Origin of the sequence: Bradyrhizobium sp. Ghvi, from assembly GCF_900115265.1 — a bacterium.
Taxonomy (GTDB): Bacteria; Pseudomonadota; Alphaproteobacteria; order Rhizobiales; family Xanthobacteraceae; genus Bradyrhizobium.
Genome location: NZ_FOVU01000006.1, coordinates 64,738 through 85,964 on the forward strand (window position 1 = coordinate 64,738; position 21,227 = coordinate 85,964).

Genomic DNA, 21,227 nt, shown 5'->3' on the forward strand with positions numbered 1-21,227 from the left:
TTCCGACAGCGGTTCTGTCCTGAGTTGCAAAATTGGAAGTATGATCGGTATCATTCGACGGCTAGATTGCTGAATATAGCGGTGGCGCGCAGTGATCGGGCATGCAGGTATCAAGGTGCGCCGTGCAGGCATCTTCGACGATCTGGGTTGGAAGAGGGAAAGTTGCCTGGCCTCGTTCACGTCGTTGACGACGACGCCTCGTTTCGTAGCGCGATCGAGCGGCGGCTGAAGCTCGCCGGTTATGATGTCGCGACCTACGCATCTGCGCGGGAGCTGCTCGACCGGCTCCCCGACGACGGCAAGGCGGGATGTATTCTGCTTGACGTATGCATCCCGGGGCTGAGCGGCCCGGAATTGCAGAACCGCCTCATCGAGCTCGGCTCGACCCTCCCGATCGTGTTCCTGACCGGTCATGCCGATACGCCGACGACAGTCCGGGCCATCAAGGCGGGTGCCGAGGATTTCCTGATCAAGCCGGTGTCGTCAGAGCAATTGCTCGATGTCATCGGGCGCGCCCTGGCCCGCCACGAGGCCGGCCGGGATTATCATCGCAAGCTGGAATCGCTTCGCGCACTTGCGGCGACGCTGACCCCACGGGAGCACCAGGTGTTCGATCTGATCGTGCGCGGCAGGATCAACAAGCAGATCGCCTACGATCTCGGAACCACCGAGCGTACCGTGAAGGCCCATCGCCATCAGGTGATGGAGAAGATGAAGGTGCGCTCGCTTGCGGAACTGGTCTCGGTTGCGGAACGGCTCGGCATGCTTGATGCGGGCAAGGCCTAGGAAGGCCGGTCGTCGGCCCGTGGCGGCGACGGCTTAACCTGTACCAAGGGACAACATCATACTTTATTGACAGGCGACGGCAGGGGGTGGGCTAAATGCCGCAGCTGTCGGCCCATGCCAGCGCTTGGAGCCGGGCTGACGGTCTCCGGCAATGCGCCAGCCAAGGTCAATCTCGTTGCCCAGAAACAAGTGCATCCTCGTCGTCGATGACGATTCGTCGGTGCGGGTCAGCATGAATCGGCTGCTTCGCGCTTACGGATTCAGCGTGCTGCTGTTTGAATCGGGGAAAGAGCTGCTCGAGCGTGGCGACCTGGATGACGCTGTCTGTGCAATCCTGGATGTGAATCTCGGTGATCATTCGGGCATCGATCTGCGCCGCCGCCTGATTGCGCATGGGGGTTTACTGCCGGTCATCTTCATCACGGGGAGTGATAGCCCCGCCAATCGCTCCGCTGCCATCGAGTCGGGATGTGCAGCCTATCTGACCAAACCATTTGCGGCGCACGCGCTGATCGAGTCCATCCAAAAGGCCCGCGCCGGAATTGTTGCGGGTGCACCATGATGGCCCGCTCGCGGGTATAGGCTCGATGCTCTCGCTTCCCGCCCTGCGCTTGAAATCGCATTCGTTGATCTTGATCAAGGGCGGGCACGGGCTTTCGGCTCACGCCATGTTCGATCATGGTCCCCAAGGAGAGACAACATGACACGAACCGTCATGCGACTTGGACTGGTGGTGGCCGCGGCTCTCTTCACAGCAGCGCCGTTGTCGGTCCGCTTTTCGTCATCGGAGGCACCTTCCATTTCGGACGATCGTGCGGAGGCGCGAGTAGGCCGGCCGCTGACGCCGATGAGCGTCGCGGGCGTGCACCGCCGCGTGCATAGAAGGGCCTATTATGGCGCGGCCGCCGCGGGCGCGGCGGCTTATGGTGCATACGGCGGCTATCGGCGCTGCGGATATTCTCCTTATCCGCCCTGCTATTGAGGCCGACGTGAGGTTCGTCGCTGAGCGCGACGCGCCTCACGGCGTTTCGGACGAAGCGCGCAGCGGATCCAACTCACTCGTCGATATCCTGCTCCATGGTCTTGGCTGGTGCCCCCTTGTGGGCGGCGGCGAATTGGGCGAGGGGCAGGGTTGTCGTCAGGGCCAGGAGATTGGAATCGACAACCTCCAGGGTCAGGGACTTTCCGGTTTCCATGGTCTTGACAAATGTCGCGTCGGCCACGTCAGCTGCAATGCAGGCGTTGGTGAGGCACCAGCTATAGGGAAACTGGCGGGGGCTCGCACCATCGACCGTCAGCTTGACGGGATGTTGCAGATACATGCCGACGGGTAGAAACATTTGCAGCCGGGCCGTTCGGCTGTCCTCCCTTTCGATCAAATCGATCCGCACGGCGGTTTGCCCTGTGGGGAATTTGCCAGTGATCGAGGTTCGGCAGAGCATGGGAGCCCCGCCTGCCCTGAAGCAGAGCTTCTGCCAGTCGCCATAGACGATATCCTTGGCCTCGCGCTCGCCGCGCTTGGCTACTGCGGCGTTGGTGCCGCTGAGCCGCTCGTCCCTCGCGCTTGCCTCAGAAAAGGACGCGTTGATGAAGGCCGCCGCCAGGACTCCCCAGACGCAGTGAGTGGACGTGGGCATGGCATGACCTCCACCATTTCGCGGGCGTTTCCGCGCCTATTTCTGGGCTTCCAGGAATTTCTCGACCAGTGGTGACCACAACGGAATGGCATCCGGCGAGCCGATGAAGAAATGGCCTTCACTGCCGAACGGCGGCATCAGATGGTACTCGGCCTTGCCGCCTGCGGCGGTGAAGGCCTCATGCATGCGCTTCGACAGGGCGGGGCCGAAAAAGGTATCGTTCTCGATGTAGATCCACAGCATCGGCACGCGTGACGTCCGCCCGAACTCGGCGGTGGTCTCGACCAGCTTGTCCGGCGCGTAATTGTTGTTGGGCTTGCCGCCGACGCGACCTCCTCGACCCGCAGCGAAGATGATGATCGCCTTGACTGCGGGCGGGTTCACGCTCGATAGCGCGATCGATGCCCAGCCGCCGGCGGACTGTCCGACGACGATCACATCCTTGGGGATGATGCGCTTTTCAGCCGTCATGTAGTCGATGATCCAGAGATCGGCCTGCGCGACCGCGAGACCGGGCGAGCGAAAGTTGGGATTGGTGCGCTTGCCCACCTTCGAGAAGAACGGGCCGTAGATGCCGCGCTCGGGAATATCGATGGCGGACGCGCCATACCCGCTCCCGACCGGCGCCACTACGAGATAGCCGCGGCCAGCGAACCATTTTGCGGCTTCGCGGAATTCGACGAGCGGAAAGAAGCTGCGATCGGTCGGATTGAGTGAGACCCCGTGGTTCATGATGACGAGCGGGAAGGGGCCGTCACCGACCGGCCGCACCACATAGGCGAACATCGGCAGCGGCAAGGGCAATGCCCAGATCTCCTCCTGGATGCGCCGGGGTGTAGACGGTTTGTCGGCGCGCGTTGGCGTGATCAGCGCCAGGAAAACCAGCACGCATAGCACCTGTCGGAACGAGGATTGCGATCGCATCGCACTCTCCCTCATCCGGAATAAGTCGCAGCCACGATGATCGGGCCGAGAACGGTCAAGATCACATTCCCCACGGCGTAAGGCACCGCGACGCCGAGCACCGGGGTCTGGCTCTCAGCGACCTCGCATGCACCGGTCACGGCGGCGTCGACCGTCATGGCACCAGCCAGCGCGCCGCAGGTGACGACCGGGTTCATGCGCAGCACGTAAAAGGCCAGCAGCGTCCCGACGGTCAACGGCACGATGGTGATGACGAGACCCATGCCGACCAGCAACAGGCCATGTGCCTGGATCGCGGCCCATGCGGCGGCGCCGTTGCCGAGCCCGATGGCGGCAATGAATCCGCCAAGCCCGATGTCGCTCAGCGTCTGCTGCGCGGCGGGCGGCAGTGCGCCCATTGTCGGCCGACGCGAACGCAGCCAGCCGCAGACAAGGCCAGCGATCAATGCGCCGCCGCCACCGCCCAGCGTTAACGCGATCCCGCCGATCTTGAAGCTGGCGAGGCCCGCGAGCAAGCCCACGGCGATGCCGGCGGCGAGAAAGGCGATGTCGGCGCGGTCTCCCGCGCGCAGGATCTGACCGACATTGGCGGCAGCCCGCTCGATGTTCCGGGTGCTGCCGACCAGCGTCATGGTGTCACCGATATAGACCCGCGTATCGGGGCTCAGCGGCACCTCACGCCCGTTTCGTGTCAGCGCCCGGAGAAAAACGCCGCGGGCGTTGCGGCCAACGCGATCGGCGACGTCCCTGATCGAGCGACCATGAAGCTGGCGGTTGTCGACCAGCACCTCCATGACATTGCCGGGGATCGCCTTGAGGATCTCGTCGGCGTCGATCTCGGCGCCAATGACCGGCTTGGCCGCGACGATGGCGGCCGTGCGTCCGGCGATAACGATGTTGTCTCCGGCCTCGAGCACGGTGTCGAGATGCGGCTCGACGTCGATGCCCTGGCGGACGATGCGCTCGACGACGGTGCGGCTGCCGATCTCCTCCTCGATCGATTTGACGGTGCGGCCGGCAGCAGTCGAGACGAGATAGGCGCGTGCCTGGAACTTGCGGTAGGCAAGGTTCTCCGTCTGCGGGGCCTCGCCCCCGGAAAGCTCCGCCTCCAGCTTCTTCGCCTCGGCCTTCAGGTCAACCCGCATCAATTTCGGAGCGACGAAAGGAACGAACAGCAAGGTCAGGATATAGCCGAGCACGTAGGTGACGGCGTAACCGGCCGCAATATTGGCCTCCTGCTGCTTCAGCACGTCGGGCGGCAGACCGAGTTGCGCCAGCGCACCGGATGCGGTGCCAATCACGGAGGATTGCGTCAGGGCTCCAGCCGCAATGCCGGACGCGGTGCCGGGGTCGAGCTTTAACGTGAAGGCAAACGCCAGGACAATCAGCAGCCCCGTGCCGCCGATTGCGAGTGCCATCGCGACCTGGGCCAGGGTGCGAACGCTGAGGGACGCAAAGAACTCCGGCCCGGACCGATAACCGATGGTGAACACGAACAGGCTGAAGAGGATCGCCCGGAGGATCGGCGGGAACGTGAATCCTCCGAGCTGACCGACGAGCACGGCCACGATCAGGATGCAGGCCGTCGTACCGATCGCAAAGCCGCCGATCTTGACCCGGCCGAGCATGGTGCCGGCGGCAACGGTCAGGAGCAGAAAGATCTCCGGAGCAGTGGCGATGATCCACCTGACCGTGCCCATGGTCGCTAGTCCTCCAGCCGCGTGCGTCGGGCGAGTTGATGCTGCGGGCCGCCGCGAAGGGTTGATTCAGATCAACCCTTTGCCGCTCGTGCATGCCGTCAATGGCGACGCCGGGGTGCCAGAGAACAAGCGTGTCGGACATGAGCCCACTGGATATCGCCGCCAGCCCGTCGCTGCCTCGCGACGAGACGGTCCTGGTCGCGCTGCTGCTCGCATTCGCGGGCGGCTATATCGATGCCTATCCCTGGATCATCCATGGTGTCATGGCCAACGCCCAGACGGCGAACCTCGTCTTCCTCTGGGTCTATGGGATGACGGGCGACTGGGCGAGGGCTGTGCACTTCGCGCCGCCGATCCTGGCCTTTGCCGTCGGCATCGTGATTGCCGCGTGGCTGCGCCGCGCTTCCGGCGATCGCGCGAGCGCCATCAGCACGCTGATCGAAATTCTCCTGCTGATCGCCATCGGGATTCTTCATAACCGGACGCCCGAGGTCGCCGGCACGCTCGGCATTTCCTGCGTCGCAGCGATGCAGGCAGCGATCTTCACCAAGGTCGAGGGCGCGACCTACAGCACCGTGATGATCACCGGCAACATGCGCCAGGCCATCGAGAACATTTTTGTGGTGGCAAGCGGACCGGCTCCCTCCGGCGTATTGCGCCGCTCGGGCATCTTTACGGCAGTCTGCCTGACATTCGGTTTCGGCGCCGCGATCGGCGCATTCGCGACCAAGGCCATCCCAGATCTGGCACTCGGCATTCCCGTGATCTGCCTTTTGGTCGTGCTGCTGTGCTGCGAGGCCGGGGACTTCGAGGTGCGCGCATGAATGGACCGTCCAGACCGCGTGCGAGCTGGACACGATATGTCCCGCCATCGGCGTGGCTTGCCGCCTATCGTCGGGAATGGCTGCCATCCGACGCAGTGGCCGGCATCACGCTGGCGGCCTACGCGATTCCCGTTTCGCTGGCCTATGCCGCGCTGGCCGGATTGCCGCCGCAGGTCGGCATTTACGGCTACATGCTTGGCGGTATCGGCTATGCACTGCTCGGATCCTCGCGACAGCTCGCGGTGGGGCCGACCTCCGCGATTTCGCTGATGATCGCCGGCACGGTCGGCGCGCTCGCCGGCGGCGATGCGGTGCGCTATGCCGAGATCGCGAGCCTGGCTGCCTTCGCGGTGGCTGTTCTGTGCTTCCTCGCCTGGCTGTTCAAGCTCAGCGTGCTCGTCCGGCTGGTCAGCGACAGCATTCTGGTCGGCTTCAAGGCCGGGGCGGGGCTCACCATCATCATGAGCCAGTTGCCGAGCCTGCTCGGCGTCGCTGGCGGCGGCCACAATTTCTTCGATCGTGTCATCAAGTTGGTTGGGCAGCTCGACGGCATCGATTCGCTCGTGCTCGCGATTGGTGCAGTCGGGCTCGGGCTGCTCCTGCTCGGCGAGCGGCTCTTGCCAGGCAAGCCTGTCGGCATCACCGTCGTTGCGCTCGCAATCGTTCTGGCAACGCTCCTGGGCTTCCCGGCTCTCGGTGTGCCCGTCACCGGGAAGATACCGGAAGGGCTGCCGGCGTTGGGAATCCCGACATTCGGTTTGCTGGAGTTCGACGATCTGTTTCCGCTCGCGGCAGGTTGCGTGCTGCTGGCCTATATCGAAGGCGTGTCGGCGGCCCGCGCCTTTGCCGCCAAACACGGCTACCCGCTCGATGTTCGTCAGGAGTTTTTGGGACTAGGCGCTGCGAACCTCGCCGCCGCCCTTGGCCACGGCTATCCCGTTGCCGGCGGCCTGTCGCAATCGGCCGTGAATGACAACGCCGGTGCGCGGACACCGCTGGCGGTGGTGATCTGCTCGGTGACGCTCGGGCTGTGCCTGCTGTTCTTCACGGGGCTGCTGACCAACCTGCCCAAGGCGGTGCTCGCCGCGATCGTCTTCGTCGCCGTCTACCGACTGGTCGATGTTCGGGCGCTGTTTCGAATGTGGCGGGTCAGTCGTATTGATTTCTATGCGGCGGCGATCGCCCTGATCTCCGTGCTGCTGCTCGGAATCCTCCAGGGCGTGCTGCTCGCCTCGATCGCGTCGATCTTCCTGCTGCTGGCGCGGGCCTCGCGACCGAATGTCGCGTTCCTCGGTCGATTGCCCGGCAGCGGCCGCTATTCGGACAATGCGAGGCACGAGGGCGTCGAGCCGCTGGTTGGAATCATCGCCTTCCGGCCCGAAGCATCGCCGCTCTACATCAATGCCGAGACGATCCTGGATACCGTTATGGCGGCCCTGCGGAGGTCGCCGGACGTCCGGCTGGTGGCCTGCGACCTCTCGGCCTCGCCCTATATCGATCTGGCCGGCGCGCGCATGCTGCACGATCTCCACCACGAACTTGCATCACGCAAGGTGACCTTCTGCATCGTCGGTGCGCATGCGCAGCTCCGCGACCTGCTGCGAGCCGAAGGGCTCGCGGACAAGACCGACAGCGGTCTGTGGTTGGGCTCGGTCGACAGCGTGCTCGGCAATGATAAGGCGAGCGCCGAACAACGAACGGCCTGATGCCCTTCGTATTGCAATGCGAATGGCGCGGCGGCTCCTCTCAAGAACGCACGCAACCGTTGACTTGGATCAATAGAGCGACCGGCGCCGCACTCACGATCCGCATCACCTTTGCCCTCACGGATCGGGAGAGACACATGTCCAAAGAGCCCAAGGCCGCGCAAAAGCGCATCGACCAGTTCTTTTCCGGCCCCGGAGCGCGGGCAGACGACTGGCGCGATCTGGTCGAGGCCGCCAAGAGCTGGGCCAGGGTCGGCAATCGCGCAGCCTACGATGCGGCGCTGGCCGATCTCTCCATCACGGAAGAGTTTCACGGCTATCCGGGCCTGCAGCTGATGGCCGCACTGCGGGAAGCTGCCGCCGCCGGCGATGGGGCGACCTCGTTCGCTCTTGCGACAAGGATTGCTCAGGCGCTCGCGACGCGATCCTTTCGTCAGCACGCCGGCGACTGGAGCGCAAGGGACGACGGCAACGGCGATGCGCCCGAACTAATGCCACCCAGTTTCGGCGCGCATGCGGCGCGCCGGCCTTATTTCGAAACGTTGATCGTCACTGGCGTGTCACCGGGCCAATGGCCGGCGCTCGCCGCCGAATGGCGCAAGCTGCGGCGTCCGGTCGATGCCTTCATCTACGAGCCGGTCATCGTCGGCAGCCTGGAGGACGCCTTCTGCGCGACGATGCTCAATCCCAATCTCGGTGCCGTCATCATCAACGAGGGCTTTGGCCTGCGCTCGCGGCACGACGCTCCGGTGTTGCGCTCGATCATGGCTACTGCCGGTCTCAACGACGAAACCGATGCGTCGGCACTGCGGCTTGCCCGGATCATCAAGCGCGTCAGGCCCGAGCTCGATCTCTACATGATCTCCAACCGCGATGTGGAGGAGCTCGCCGGCAATCCCGAGGCCGACGCGGTTCGCCGCATCTTCTACTCCGTGGAAGAACTCCTGGAGCTGCATCTGTCGATCCTCGAAGGCATCCAGGATCGCTACGACACGCCGTTCTTCGACAATCTCAAGAAATATGCCCAACGTCCAATCGGCACCTTCCATGCGCTCCCGATCGCTCGCGGCAAGTCGATCTTCAAATCCGACTGGATCCGCGACATGGGCGAGTTCTACGGCCCGAACCTTTTCCTGGCCGAGAGCAGCGCCACCACCGGCGGTCTCGACAGCATGCTGGAGCCGACCGGCAACATCAAGAAGGCGCAGGAAAAAGCGGCGAGGGCGCTCGGCGCCGATCGCGTGTTCTTCGTCACCAACGGCACCTCGACCTCGAACAAGATGGCGGTGCAGGCACTGCTCGCGCCCGGCGACATCGCGATCGTCGACCGCAACTGCCACAAGTCGCACCATTACGGCATGGTGCTGGCGGGCGCCCAGCCGCTCTATGTCGAAGCCTTCCCGATGACGGAATATTCGATGTACGGTGCGGTGCCGCTGAAAACCATCAAGCAGGCGCTCTTGAACGCCAAGGCCGACGGCCGGCTCGACCGCGTCAAGATGGTCGACCTGACCAACTGCACCTTCGACGGCCACATCTACAACACACGGCGGGTGATGGAGGAATGCCTCGCCATCAAGCCCGATCTGATCTTCCTCTGGGACGAAGCCTGGTTCGGCTTCGCACGTTTCTCGCCGTTCCTGCGCCGCCGCACCGGACTTGGCGCCGCCAACGAGATCGAGGCGTGGATGCGCGATCCGAAATCGGTCGCGGCTTATGACAAGCAGCAGGCCGAGCTCGGCAAGAATCCTTCGGACGAAGTGCTGCTCAAGACCCGGCTCATTCCCGACCCGAGGCAGATCCGCCTGCGCGTCTACCAGACCAACTCGACCCACAAGTCGATGTCGGCGATCCGTCAAGGCTCGATGCTCTCGGTCAAGGACGTCGAATTCCACACCGTCGAGCAGCAGTTCAAGGAGGCGGTTTTTACCCACGCCTCGACCAGCCCGAACCAGCAGCTGATTGCCAGCCTCGACATCTCGCGGCGCCAGATGGAGCTGGAGGGTTACGGCCTCGTTGCCAATGCAATCGAGATCGCGTTCGCGATCCGCCAGGCAGTCAACAACAATCCGCTGATCTCGAAATATTTCCGCATCCTCGGCGCTGACGCCATGGTGCCGGCGCAATACCGCCAGAGCGGCTTCACCGACTTTTTGGCGCCGGGCGTCAACTGGGCCAATACGCTGAGGAGCCTGGACGAGGACGAGTTCTGCCTCGATCCGACCCGCATGACGCTGGTCTGCGGCATGGCCGGCTACGATGGCACGCAGTTCAAGGGCATTCTCGCCAACGAGTACAACATCCAGGTCAACAAGACTTCGCGCAACTCGGTGCTGGTCCAGTCCAACATCAACAACACCCGCAGCGACGTCGCGCATCTTGTTCGCGTCCTCGCCGAGATCGCGGGTGAGATCGACCGTGGCCTTGCCCACGGCGGCGCCAACGCCCGGAAGACCTTCGAGGCACGGGTGACCAGCCTGATGAAGGACGTGCCCGATCTGCCGAACTTCTCGCATTTCCATCCGAGCTTCCGCGGCGATGCCGGCGCTAAGACCAACGAAGGCGACATCCGCTCCGGCTTCTACGCGGCCTATGACGTCACGGGTTGCGAGCACATTCGCCTCAACGATCCCGAGATCGACCGGCGGCTGAAGGCCGGTCCCGATCTCGTCTCGGCGAATTTCGTGATCCCGTATCCGCCGGGCTTCCCGATCATGGTGCCTGGCCAGGTCATCACCCAGGAGACCATCGACTTCATGCGTAAGCTCGATGTGAAGGAGATCCATGGCTACGACGCCAAGGAAGGACTGAAGCTCGTGCGCACGGAAGCTTTGGCGAAGCTCGGCCGGCCAAAGCCCGATGCGAGGCCGAAGCTCAAGGCCGCATCTTAAGGCCAGGAGGGTACCATGCAGTCATTTTTCCAGTTCTTGCAGCAATATCCATATCTGCTGCTGTTCTTCGTCGTCGGTCTCGCCGTCTATATCGGCCGGGCCAGCATCAAGGGCTATGGTCTCGGCATGGTCGCCGGTGCCATCGTGGTCGGCGCGGGCATCTCGGTTTGGGCTTCCAGCTATGGTGTGAAGCTCGAGCTCAACAACTTTGCTAAGAGCTTGTTCTACTATCTCTTCATGTACGGCGTCGGCCTGCGCGTCGGTCCGTCCTTCATCAACAGCCTGAAAGGCGACGGCATCAAGTTCCTGTTCCTCGCCGTAGTGTCGAGCATTCTTGGCCTGACATTGGTCGTGCTGGGGGCGAAGCTCTTTGAATTGCCGCCGGGTGCCGCTGGCGGCATGCTGGCGGGATCGCAAACGATGTCGGCCGCGATCGGTTCGGCCGAGCAGGCCGTTACGTCGGGCGTCGTCAAGCTGCCTGCGGGGATGAAGCCCGAGGAAGCGACCGGCATGATCGCCTTGTCGTATGGCATCACCTACATCTGGGGCACCGTCGGCATCATCCTGATCTGCAAATATCTGCCGCGCTGGTGGGGCGTCGATGCAAGGGCCGCAGCGAAGCAGTATGAGCGGGAATTCGGCGTCAAGGATCTCGAAGGTGGCGGTCTGACCGGCTATCGGCAGTTCGGTCTGCGGGCCTACCGCCTCGAAAATCCCGCGACGGTGGGGATGAGCATCGCCAAGTTTCGCGCGATGAATCCGGAATACCGGATCGTCAATGTCGGGCGAAACGGCGAGCCGCAGGGTGCTGATCCCGATCTCGTGCTGCAAAAGAGCGACGTCGTCGCGCTAGGCGGCTCGACCGAGCATCTCACGGAGAAGATGGGCTTGATTGGTCCCGAGGTCGCCGATGCCAAGACGCTCGGCATACCCATGGACCAGGCGGACATCCTCGTTACCAACAAGGACGTGGTGGGACGCACCTTCGAATCCTTCCGTGAGACGGCCATCGCTGGCCAGTTGCAGGTAACCAAGGTCGAGCGTGGCGGCGTGCAGATTCCGGCAGGTCTCAAGACCAAGCTGGAGCGGATGGACATCGTCTCAGTGGTCGGCCTGAAGTCAGCGGTCAACGAGCTCGGCGAAATGTGGGGCCGCATCGCGCGTGCCAACACCTCGACCGATCTGCTGACTCTGTCGATCGGCATGATCCTCGGCTTCCTGATCGGCATGGTCGAATTTCCTGCGTTCGGCGCTAAGGTTGGCCTTGGCAACGCCGGCGGTCTGCTTCTCTCGGGTGTGATCGTGTCCTCGGTCGTGTCACGCCTGCGTTTCTTCGGCAACACGCCGAACGCGGCGCGAAATGTCCTCGAGGATCTCGGTCTCGTCGTCTTCGTCGCCATCGTTGGCGTCAATGCCGGCGCGGGCCTCCTGGCCCAGCTCACCGGTGCGGTCGCGCTGAAGATCTTCATCGTCGGCTTCATCGCCTGCACGATTCCGCCGTTCATCGTCTGGGCAATCGGCTTCCACGTCTTCAGGATCAATCCGGCGGTTCTGATGGGTGGCGTTGCTGGAGCGCGATCGCATTCGGGCCCGTGCCGCGAAGCCGCGGTCGAGATCCAGAGCTCGGTGCCTTGGATTGGGTTCCCGGTCGGCTATGCCGTCTCGGGCATCCTGCTCACCATCTTCGGCTACTTCGCAATGTTGCTGGCGCAATAACAAAAGGGGAATGTAACGTCATGAGAAAGTTTGCTATCGGAGCTGCCCTGGTCGCGTCGCTTGTTGGCGTTGCCGGTTTCAGCACGTCCTCGCGTGCCGACACCGGCCAGGTCGCTGTCGTCTTTACCAAGGGCGGCTTCATCGTTGGTGTCGGCGGTGGGGAAGGCGTGCTGCTCTACCGCGGCCACAAATATCCCTTCACTGTCTCGGGCATGAGCGTGGGCCTGACGGTCGGAGCATCCACCACGAAGTTCGTCGGCCGCGCCCTCAATCTGAAGGGACCGGCCTCAATCGAAGGTTCTTATGCGGTTGGCGGAGCGGGTGGGGCGGTCGCCGCAGGCGCGGGCGCCGTTCAGCTACAGAACAGCAATGGAGTGATCCTACAACTCAGCGGGCCAAAGATCGGCGCTGAAGTCTCGGCCGCGGTTGGTGGCGTCACGATCCGCCTGAAATAGAGTTGAACCGGCCGTGCCGCGGGCTCGTTCGAGCGCGCTGCAGGAGCTCACCTCATAAAGCCTCCGTTTTGTTGATTTAGGTCAAACTGGAAAGCAGATCGGCATCCGACTTTATCGTCGGGTGCCAATCGCGGTCCTGCGGCGGCATCACCGAAGAGCGAGTGACGGCACCCCAATCAACGGAGGAGATGCCATGCTTCGTTATCTTCTGGCTGCCCTTGCGGTCCTTGTCCTGCTCACTGTCAGCCTCATTCCCGACAACGCTTTCGCCCGTCGCGGTGGCGGCGGCTTTCATGGTGGCGGGGCGCGGGCAGGCGGCTTTCACGGCGGAGGTTTCCGCGGTGGTGCGGTTCATGCTGGCCGCGTCCATGGCGGGCATCGCGTCGCCGGACGTGCGCGTCCTGCTCATCCGATAGCCGGTCGTCCCGGCCGCTATCCGGTCGCAGGTCGGCCGGGTCGTCCCGTCGCCGGCTATCCCGGATACCGTCCCGGCTACGGCTACCGCTACGGCCGCGCGGCCTATGGTGCCGCCGCGGTCGGCGCCGCAGCAGCGGGCGCTTACGGCGCCTACGGCTACTACAACAACTATTGTTATGACAGCTACGGCAATTGGGTTTGCGGGCAGCAGAACCCGTATGGCTATTGAGTGAATGGCAGATCAGGCCGCTAAGCGGCCTGATCTCCTCAATAGCGCTGCGCGACGAAATTCATCCCCTTCAGGCTGGCCTGGTCGTTGTAGCGTCCCTTGTCGGAGCGTTTCGGCAGCTTGATCTTGTCCTTTTTGATACGCTTGTAAGGGATGGCGCCGAGCAGATGGGCGATGCAGTTGAGCCGTGCCTTTCGCTTGTCATCCGAGCGGATGATGAACCAGGGCGCTTCTTTGGTGCTGGTTTTCTTCAGCATCAGATCGCGCGCCCGCGAATAGTCGTACCACCTCGAATAGGATTCCAGATCCATCGGGCTGAGCTTCCATTGCCTGACAGGGTCGTCGATGCGGGCGTTGAAACGACGCTCCTGCTCCTCCATGCCCACTTCGAGCCAGATCTTGATCAGGATGATGCCGCCATCGATGACATACTTCTCCATCTGCGGGCACAGCGTGAGGAAGCGCTCGTGCTCGGCGGGGGTACAGAAGCCCATGACATATTCGACGCCGGCGCGATTGTACCAGCTTCGGTCGAAGATCACGATCTCACCGCCGGCCGGGAATCTCTCCATGTAGCGCTGAAAGAAAAGTTGCGTCTTCTCGCGATCCGACGGCGCGGGCAAGGCAACGACACGGAACACGCGCGGGCTGACCTTCTCGGTGATGGCCTTGATCGTTCCGCCCTTGCCTGCGGCGTCCCTGCCCTCGAACAGAATGATCACGCGCAGCTTGTTTTCCCGCACATAGTCCTGGAGGTGACAGAGCTCGACCTGAAGCTTCTCAAGCTCCTTCTCGTAGTTCTTCCGCTTCATCCGCTCCGCAGGTGAGTCCTTGGCCATGCCGATCCTTCCTGTTGCGCGTCAATCGTCCCAGGAAATGGTGACGCCGATATCGCCAGGCACACCGCCAGGGAACTCGATGACCTGATAGGCAATTCGATAGCCTCGCGGTTTCAGATAATCGGTCCAGAGCTGGAAGATCTCCTTGGGAATGCCGGTTAGCGTATTCTCCCAGCCCTTTTCCATCTGATTGATCGCGCGGCCCTTATCGGTGCAGAGCGAGTTCGGAAAACGATACACCAGAACTTCCGTCAGCCCGTTTCGCACCGCACGCTGGATGATGGTCGAGGCGAGCTTGATCTTCTCCTCCTCGGTCTTGCCGGACGGCTTGCTCAGGCGCTCGATCAGCGCGCGCTTCTCGGCCTCGGCCGCGGCCGCGACGCGGACATATTCCTCCGCTTTCTCCGCCTCCTTGAGGGCGGCTTCCTTTCGAATCTGGGCGGCATTGGGGATGAGATCGTCGAGGGCGGGCATGGCTAGCGCTCCTGATGGCCGTGCGATCAGCACGTCGGGAACGCTAGGTCGGGCAGGCGGCGTTCCCTTGATTCAAATCAAGCAAACGGCAGGACTTCTGAACACACTCTCGCAAGTACACATCCGCGGACCGGGGAGAGACGCTTGAGCGATCAGCTTCATCCGATGGCCCCACACCATCTGCCGTTCTATCTCGCGCCGGGCAGCGGGACCGATACGCTGATGGTGGGGATGGGCATATTTCTGATCGGGACCGTGCTCTGGGTGGGCACGCTCTATTGGAAACTGCACAGCCTGCCCGAGCGGATGGCGCACAAATCGCAAAAGTTGCAGTTCGAGTTTGTTGCGGTGCTCGGCCTGATTTCGCTGTTCACCCATATGCATATCTTCTGGATCGCCGGCCTGCTCCTCGCGCTGATCGATCTTCCCGATTTCGGGACGCCCCTGCGCAGCATTGCCGGGTCGGTCGAGAAGATTGCGGACGCGACGCCGGCCACTGACGCCGAGGCCATGCGGACAGAGGCAGCAATAGCGCCGCCTCCAGCGGAAATGCCGGGGTCTGCCAACGAGAAGGAGCACAGCCATGCTTGAGCTGCTGATCTGCTCCCTCGTCACGATCCTGCCCGATTACCTCTACCGCCGTTACGTCCAGGGCAAGCGCTTCGGCAAGGAGATCACCTTCTTCTCGGTCTGGTACGAGCTGCGCTGGGGCATCACCGGATGTTTGATGCTCACGGTCTCGCTGATCACGATGATCTTCTATTTCCATCCGGCGACGGACTCGGCGACGCTCTATTTCCGCACGGTGCCAATCCTTCCCGAGGGTTCTGGCCGCGTCGCCGAGGTGAAGGTCGGCTTCAGCCAGGCCGTGAAGAAAGGCGACGTGCTGTTCACGCTTGACGCCTCGAAGCAGCAGGCCGCGTTCGAGACCGCCAAGAGCAAGGTCGCGGAGGTCGATGCCGCGATGCAGTCCGCCAAAGCCGACATTGCCAAGGCCGAAGCGCAATCCGAGGAAGCAAAGGCGAACTATCAGCAAGCCAAGGACGAGCTCGACACCAAGTCCGAGCTGCAGCGCCGCAATCCCGGCATCGTTCCGCAACGCGACATCGAAAAGCTCCAGGTCCTGGTCAATCAACGGCAGTCGGGGATCGATGCTGCGGCCGCATCCAAGGAAGCAGCGGCCTTGCAGCTGTCGACGCTGCTCCCGGCGCAAAAGGCGAGTGCCGAGGCTGCCCTCGCGCAGGCCCAGGTCGATCTCGACAAGACCGTGGTCCGCGCCGGCGTCGATGGGCGCGTCGAGCAGTTCCTGATTCGTCCAGGTGACGTCGTCAATCAATTGATGCGGCCGGCCGGCGTACTCGTTCCGGAAGGTGCCGGGCGGAAGGTTCTCCAGGCCGGCTTCGGACAGATCGAGGCGCAGGTGATGAAGGAAGGCATGGTTGCTGAAGCGACCTGCGTCTCCAAGCCCTGGGTCATCATCCCGATGGTGGTCACCACGGTTCAGGATTACATCGCCGCCGGGCAATTCCAGGCAGGCCAGCAGTTGCTGGAAGCGCAGAATGCCGTCAAGCCCGGCACGATTCTCACTTTCCTGGAGCCGCTTTACAAGAACGGCCTCGACGGGGTAACGCCGGGCAGCGCCTGCATCGTCAACGCCTACACCAGCAATCACGAAGAAATCAACGCCAACGACACTTCGACAGGCCGAGCGATCGCGCTGCATGTCGTCGACGGCGTCGGCCTCGTGCACGCTTTGCTGCTGCGCATCCAGGCTTTGCTGCTGCCAATCAAGACATTGGTGCTGAGCGGACATTGAGTGGGCCTGTGCAGCATCGCCCGTTTCCTTGACATTTGTCAACAATCGGGCCGCTTGCACTCCCATGCTGATCACGTTTCGCACGATGGAGGATGGGATGATCCGCTGCGGCAAGACGTTGATCGTGCTTGCGCTGTTGTTGACCGTGCCGGCAGGCGTGTCGGCTCAAACGACGCAGCCGGCCGCGCCGCCGTCTGGCCAGGCCGCAGCGACCAGCCCCTCCGCGCCCGCTGCCGATCTGTTGAAGCCCGAGCAGCTCGAGGCGCTGGTCGCGCCCATCGCGCTCTATCCTGATGCGCTCCTGGCCAACGTGCTGGCGGCCTCGACCTATCCTCTGGAGGTGGTCCAGGCCGATCGGTGGCTGAAGGAGCGCAAGAACCTGAAGGGTGATGCGCTCCGAAGCGAGGTCGAGAAGCAGGCCTGGGACGACAGCGTCAAGGCGCTCGTGAGCACTGCGGACGTCCTGACCATGATGAGCGACAAGCTCGACTGGACCAAGAATCTGGGAGACGCCTTTCTCGCACAACAAGCCGACGTGATGGACGCGATCCAGCGCTTGCGCACCAAGGCCTATGACAACAAGAAGCTCACCACGACCAAGCAGCAAAAAGTCAGCGTCCAGACTCAGGAAAGCAAGCAGGTGATCGTGATCGAGCAGGCCGATCCGCAAGCGATCTACGTGCCATACTATGATCCCGCGACGGTTTATGGCGCGTGGCCCTATGCGGCGTATCCGCCGTATTATTTCGGTTACCCGTCCTATATCGGTGCCGGTGTCGTTGCCGCAGGCATCGCCTTCGGTACGGCGTGGGCGGTCGCGCGCTGGGGAAATTACTGGGGCGGTGGCTGCAACTGGGGTAATCGCAACGTCTATGTGAACCACCGTACCACCAACATCAACACCGGCTGGCAGCACAATCCGGCACATCGTCAAGGCGTGCGCTACAACAACACCAACGTCCAGCAGCGCTTCGGCAACAACAATCTGAAGGCCGGCGTATCCGACCGGATGGACTTTCGCGGCCGTGACGGACAGCAGGTGCTGCGTCCCGATCAGGGTAATCGGGCGGGTGACCGCGCCGGCGACCGCGCGGCAGATCGCGCCGGTGATCGTGCTGGCGACCGGGCGGGCACACGCGACAGGTCCGGTGGCGGCGGTCGGGCCGGCGCGGCGGATCGTGCCAAGGGCGGCGATCGGGCAGGCGCCAAGGGCAGCAAGGGTGGCGGCGACCGCGCCAAGGCTGCCAACCGTGCCGGCGGTGGTGCGGGCAATCGTGCTGGCGGCGGCAATCGAGGCGGCGCCATGAACGTCTCCTCCGCCCGCTCTGCATCCGCGGCATCCGCGCGCGGCCGTGCGAGCATGGCCAGCATGCCGCGCGGCGGCGGCGGCGCAAGCTTCGCGGGCCGTGGAGGTGGCGGCGGCATGGCGATGCGCGGGGGCGGCGGCGGATTCGGTGGCGGTCGCGGCGGCGGCGGTGGTGGCCGGCGTTCCGACATCGCGCTGAAGCACGATATCGTTCTGCTTGGCCGTCTCGCGAATGGGCTCGGCTACTACCGCTTCAGCTATCTCGGCAGCGAAAGGGCCTATGTCGGCGTCATGGCGCAGGAGGTGGAACGGGTGATGCCGGAAGCCGTCACCCGCGGCACCGACGGATACTTGCGTGTCCACTACGAGAAGCTCGGTCTGAAATTCCGCACTTACGGCGATTGGCTCGCCGGCGGCGCAAGGATTCCTGCGGAGGTGACGCCATGATCGGGGTCAAGTGGATTTTCCGTGCGGTCGTGCCCGGCCTCGCGGCGCTGGCGCTGATGAGCACTTCGCTGCAGGCCCAGCAGTCGTTTTCCTCGCCGGAGGAGGCGGCCGCGGCGCTGGCCGCCGCCGTCAAGAGCGGCCCGCGTGACATTCTCAAGGTGCTTGGCAGGAACGCCGAGGACATCGTCTCCTCCGGCGATGAGGTGGCTGACGCCGACATCCGGGCGCGCTTCACCTCGATGTATGACGCCCGGCATGCGATCAAGGCCGAGGGCAGCAAGAGCGCCACGCTGGTGCTCGGGCCCGACGATTTCCCGTTCCCGATCCCGCTGGTCAATACCAAGACCGGTTGGGAATTCGATGCGGATGAAGGTCGGATCGAGGTGCTCCGTCGCCGTATCGGACGCAACGAGCTCGATGCCATCCAGACCATGCTGGCTTATGTCGACGCCCAGAACGAATATGCCGACAAGGACCGCGGCGAAGGCACCGGCGTCTACGCCCAGCGCATCGTGTCATCGCCCGGCAAGAAGGACGGCCTGTTCTGGCGCGACGACAGCGACCCGAGCCCGCTCGGCGCGCTCGCGGCGCAAGCCTCGAGCGAAGGCTACAAGGCCGGCGAAGGGATGACCCCCTACCATGGCTACTACTTCCGCATTCTGAAAGGGCAGGGGCCGGACGCCCCGGGAGGTGCCATGAATTACGTCATCAAGGGCAAGATGATCGGTGGCTTCGGACTGATCGCCTGGCCAGCCGAATACGGCAATTCCGGCGTCATGACCTTCCTCGTCAATCACGCCGGCGTTGTCTATCAGAAGGATCTGGGCAGCCGGACCGAGTTCGTGGCCCCGCGCATAACCTTGTTCGATCCCGATCAGACCTGGAAGAAAGTCGATGCCGCGAAGCCGTGAGAGCGGGACTACCCGATTGCGTGCCAGCATCATTCGCTTTGCGCTGCTGCTCCTGCTGGCTTTGGTCATTCCGGCAGCCCCCTCGTTCGCGCAAGCCGCCGGTCAGGTTCACCTCAAGATCGTGAAGGTGGGCCTGCTCGTCGGCGGCGGCGCGGGCAACGGCGTACTCACGTATCGAGGCCGCAACTATCCTTTCCGCGTCACGGGAATGAGCTTTGGCATCACCGCCGGCGCAAGCATCGGCCGACTCACGGGATGGGCATCCGGTATTCGCGAGGTCAGCGACTTCGCCGGTGAGTACAGTGCCGTCGGCGGTGGCGCCGCCCTGGTCGGCGGCATCACAGGCGCGCATCTGCGTAACGAGAAGGGAGTGACGATGGTGCTCCAGGGGCCGAAGGCCGGCCTGGAGTTCGCGGCCAACCTCAGCGGCATCATCATAGCGATGAAGTGAGGGTCCCGGGCGTCGTCAGGACGGCAGCTGAAATGAAAACTCTGGTCGAACTGTTCCGAGACAATCCACTGTTCTGGATGCTGATCTTCGTTCCCATGGTGCTGATCGCGGAGGCGGTCGCACCTTCGGCGCATACGCTATTGTTCGTATTGGCAGTGTTGGCCATCGTGCCGCTCGCGGCGCTGCTCAGCCATGCCACCGAGTCCGTCGCCGAGAAGACGGGAGATGCGATCGGCGGATTACTCAATGCCACCCTGGGCAACCTCACCGAGCTGATCATCGCGGTCACCGCGCTTCGCGCCGGCCAATACATGCTGGTCAAGGCGTCGATCGCGGGCGCCATCGTCACCAACTCCCTGTTCATGCTGGGCGCCTCCTTCCTTCTCGGTGGATTGCGCTATCACGTCCAGGACTACAATCGCGCCGGCGGCAGGCTGCATGCCGGCTTGCTGCTGATGGCGACGATTGCGCTCCTGGCGCCGTCGGCAGTCGCCGACCTTGACCTCTCGCGCGGTGAGGCGATGGCGGCCAAGCTCAGTCTCGGTCTTGCGCTGCTGCTGATCGCTGTTTATGGGCTGAGCCTGCTGTTCTCTCTGAAGACGCACAAGGAGCTGTTTGCGAGTGAAGATCACGGCGAGAAGGGGCAGGCGCCGTGGCCGATCGGGCTTGCAGTTGGCACGCTCGTCGTGGTCACGGTTTTCGTGGCGCTGGTCAGCGAGATCTTCGTCGAATCGGTGCAGCAGGCCGCGGACGCGTTCGGGATGAGCCCGGCCTTCGTCGGCTTCATCATTGTTGCGCTGGTGGGGGCCGCGGCGGAAATGGCCGTCGCCTTTTCGGCCGCACGCAAGAACCGGCTCGATATGAGCGTTGGCATCGCACTCGGCAGTGCTTCGCAGATCGCCCTGTTCGTTTCTCCGGTGCTGGTCCTGCTCAGCTATGCGGTCGGCCCCAAACCGATGGATCTGCAGTTCTGGCCTGGTGCCGTCACCATGGTGATGATTTCGGCGGTGGTCGCCTCCTTCGTCACCAACAGCGGCCGCTCCGCGTGGTTCATTGGCGCGCTCCTGATTTGCATCTATGCGATCTTTGCCATGACGCTGTATGTGATCCCGCCGGGAGCCCACGGCCCGGTTTAGCTCGGCCGCGGCCCCATGCTCCGCCGCGCTATTTTGCCGCATCTCGGGCCGATTGCAGCTTCGCTGACGAGTCGGTGGCGGGCTCCGCAGGCGCCTCCAGCTCCTTGAGCGCATCGGCGGCGGTGATGATCGCGTCCCGAATCTTCAGAACATAATCGGCATCGATTCGCGACGCGAGCCAGCCACCTACGTTTTGTGCTTGCGAATGTGCTTAGCGCGTGCATGCTTCGGCTGCAAAACAGCAACTGCGCGAGTTGAGTTGACATGGTCATGCGCCGGCGTCCGTCGCAGACTGTCGAAAATGAAGTAAAACTTTCGGCTCATGTGATCGACCTCGATGGTCAGCGAGGTCGATCATGCCAGTGGATCGGTGCGGGAAACCGTCTCACGCGCACTCTCGGCGCTTCGGGCCAACAAACCGCTTCGTTTCGAGGGGACGACGCAGCGCCGTGTCGCGCTGCTCGACCGTCGGGCGCTTCTCGAACTCGACACCTGACGATCGCCCGCGTTGGACACGTCCCCTCCGAACAGTCCGGCCGTTGCGTTCGATCAGCGCTCGGAG

At 63.3% G+C, this 21,227-nt stretch carries 21 protein-coding genes; 16 read left to right on the forward strand and 5 right to left on the reverse strand.

Annotation, left to right across the window (positions count from 1 at the left end):
• Nucleotides 1-162 precede the first annotated feature (162 nt).
• The 3 genes from BM374_RS23230 (at nt 163) to BM374_RS23240 (ending at nt 1,768) form a co-directional block, all read left to right on the forward strand.
• Nucleotides 163-786: a response regulator transcription factor gene (locus tag BM374_RS23230; RefSeq protein ID WP_177248485.1), complete on the forward strand. Its 624-nt coding sequence runs from the start codon at nt 163-165 to the stop codon at nt 784-786.
• A gap of 175 nt (nt 787-961) precedes the next feature.
• Nucleotides 962-1,348 carry a response regulator transcription factor gene (locus BM374_RS23235; protein ID WP_177248486.1) on the forward strand — a complete coding sequence of 129 codons (387 nt, stop codon included), beginning with the start codon at nt 962-964 and terminating at the stop codon, nt 1,346-1,348.
• 138 nt (nt 1,349-1,486) lie between these two features.
• Entirely contained in the window at nt 1,487-1,768 is a 282-nt protein-coding gene (locus tag BM374_RS23240) for a hypothetical protein (protein ID WP_092297183.1), read from the forward strand.
• A gap of 73 nt (nt 1,769-1,841) precedes the next feature.
• Here the strand turns inward: BM374_RS23240 and BM374_RS23245 are convergent, their stop codons facing one another.
• Genes BM374_RS23245 through BM374_RS23255 form a run of 3 tightly spaced genes read right to left on the reverse strand, consistent with a single transcriptional unit; the run spans nt 1,842 to nt 5,047 of the window.
• Nucleotides 1,842-2,423, reverse strand: a complete 582-nt coding sequence (locus tag BM374_RS23245; RefSeq protein WP_092297186.1) for an invasion associated locus B family protein — start codon at nt 2,421-2,423, stop codon at nt 1,842-1,844.
• A 36-nt stretch (nt 2,424-2,459) separates the two neighbouring features.
• Nucleotides 2,460-3,347 (reverse strand): alpha/beta hydrolase family protein, encoded by an 888-nt coding sequence (locus tag BM374_RS23250; RefSeq protein ID WP_092297190.1) that lies wholly within the window; start codon nt 3,345-3,347, stop codon nt 2,460-2,462.
• A gap of 11 nt (nt 3,348-3,358) precedes the next feature.
• The gene (locus BM374_RS23255) at nt 3,359-5,047 is read right to left on the reverse strand and encodes an aspartate:alanine exchanger family transporter (protein ID WP_092297193.1); all 1,689 of its coding nucleotides are present in this window, start codon (nt 5,045-5,047) and stop codon (nt 3,359-3,361) included.
• Between the two features lie 140 nt (nt 5,048-5,187).
• Between BM374_RS23255 and BM374_RS23260 the strand changes: the two genes are divergently transcribed.
• The 6 genes from BM374_RS23260 (at nt 5,188) to BM374_RS23285 (ending at nt 13,285) form a co-directional block, all read left to right on the forward strand.
• Entirely contained in the window at nt 5,188-5,871 is a 684-nt protein-coding gene (locus tag BM374_RS23260; RefSeq protein WP_092297196.1) for a YoaK family protein, read from the forward strand.
• Nucleotides 5,868-7,577, forward strand: coding sequence for a SulP family inorganic anion transporter (locus BM374_RS23265; protein ID WP_092297199.1), 1,710 nt, complete (start codon nt 5,868-5,870; stop codon nt 7,575-7,577). The genes BM374_RS23260 and BM374_RS23265 overlap by 4 nt, the downstream gene beginning before the upstream one ends.
• A gap of 137 nt (nt 7,578-7,714) precedes the next feature.
• Nucleotides 7,715-10,468 carry a decarboxylase gene (locus BM374_RS23270; protein ID WP_092297988.1) on the forward strand — a complete coding sequence of 918 codons (2,754 nt, stop codon included), beginning with the start codon at nt 7,715-7,717 and terminating at the stop codon, nt 10,466-10,468.
• 15 nt (nt 10,469-10,483) lie between these two features.
• Nucleotides 10,484-12,184: an aspartate:alanine exchanger family transporter gene (locus tag BM374_RS23275; RefSeq protein WP_092297202.1), complete on the forward strand. Its 1,701-nt coding sequence runs from the start codon at nt 10,484-10,486 to the stop codon at nt 12,182-12,184.
• Nucleotides 12,185-12,204: 20 nt separating this feature from the next.
• On the forward strand, nt 12,205-12,639 hold the full coding sequence (locus BM374_RS23280; RefSeq protein WP_092297205.1) for a hypothetical protein: 435 nt from the start codon (nt 12,205-12,207) through the stop codon (nt 12,637-12,639).
• A gap of 193 nt (nt 12,640-12,832) precedes the next feature.
• The gene (locus BM374_RS23285; RefSeq protein WP_092297208.1) at nt 12,833-13,285 is read left to right on the forward strand and encodes a hypothetical protein; all 453 of its coding nucleotides are present in this window, start codon (nt 12,833-12,835) and stop codon (nt 13,283-13,285) included.
• A gap of 38 nt (nt 13,286-13,323) precedes the next feature.
• Here the strand turns inward: BM374_RS23285 and ppk2 are convergent, their stop codons facing one another.
• Nucleotides 13,324-14,124: a polyphosphate kinase 2 gene (ppk2, locus tag BM374_RS23290; protein WP_092297211.1), complete on the reverse strand. Its 801-nt coding sequence runs from the start codon at nt 14,122-14,124 to the stop codon at nt 13,324-13,326.
• Nucleotides 14,125-14,145: 21 nt separating this feature from the next.
• Nucleotides 14,146-14,598, reverse strand: a complete 453-nt coding sequence (locus BM374_RS23295; protein ID WP_092297213.1) for a hypothetical protein — start codon at nt 14,596-14,598, stop codon at nt 14,146-14,148.
• A 165-nt stretch (nt 14,599-14,763) separates the two neighbouring features.
• Between BM374_RS23295 and BM374_RS23300 the strand changes: the two genes are divergently transcribed.
• The 7 genes from BM374_RS23300 (at nt 14,764) to BM374_RS38705 (ending at nt 21,161) form a co-directional block, all read left to right on the forward strand.
• A complete protein-coding gene (locus BM374_RS23300) occupies nt 14,764-15,189 on the forward strand; it encodes a hypothetical protein (RefSeq protein ID WP_092297991.1) in 426 nt (141 codons plus the stop codon).
• Nucleotides 15,182-16,414: an HlyD family secretion protein gene (locus tag BM374_RS23305; protein ID WP_092297216.1), complete on the forward strand. Its 1,233-nt coding sequence runs from the start codon at nt 15,182-15,184 to the stop codon at nt 16,412-16,414. The genes BM374_RS23300 and BM374_RS23305 overlap by 8 nt, the downstream gene beginning before the upstream one ends.
• 97 nt (nt 16,415-16,511) lie before the next feature.
• A complete protein-coding gene (locus BM374_RS23310; protein ID WP_177248487.1) occupies nt 16,512-18,167 on the forward strand; it encodes a DUF3300 domain-containing protein in 1,656 nt (551 codons plus the stop codon).
• Nucleotides 18,164-19,078 carry a DUF2950 domain-containing protein gene (locus tag BM374_RS23315; RefSeq protein ID WP_092297220.1) on the forward strand — a complete coding sequence of 305 codons (915 nt, stop codon included), beginning with the start codon at nt 18,164-18,166 and terminating at the stop codon, nt 19,076-19,078. Before BM374_RS23310 ends, BM374_RS23315 begins: the two co-directional genes overlap by 4 nt.
• Before the next feature lie 16 nt (nt 19,079-19,094).
• The gene (locus BM374_RS23320) at nt 19,095-19,529 is read left to right on the forward strand and encodes a hypothetical protein (protein ID WP_349509995.1); all 435 of its coding nucleotides are present in this window, start codon (nt 19,095-19,097) and stop codon (nt 19,527-19,529) included.
• A gap of 32 nt (nt 19,530-19,561) precedes the next feature.
• Nucleotides 19,562-20,665 carry a calcium/proton exchanger gene (gene cax / locus BM374_RS23325; protein ID WP_092297226.1) on the forward strand — a complete coding sequence of 368 codons (1,104 nt, stop codon included), beginning with the start codon at nt 19,562-19,564 and terminating at the stop codon, nt 20,663-20,665.
• Between the two features lie 337 nt (nt 20,666-21,002).
• Nucleotides 21,003-21,161, forward strand: a complete 159-nt coding sequence (locus BM374_RS38705) for a hypothetical protein (protein WP_177248488.1) — start codon at nt 21,003-21,005, stop codon at nt 21,159-21,161.
• The last annotated feature ends 66 nt before the right edge of the window (nt 21,162-21,227 follow it).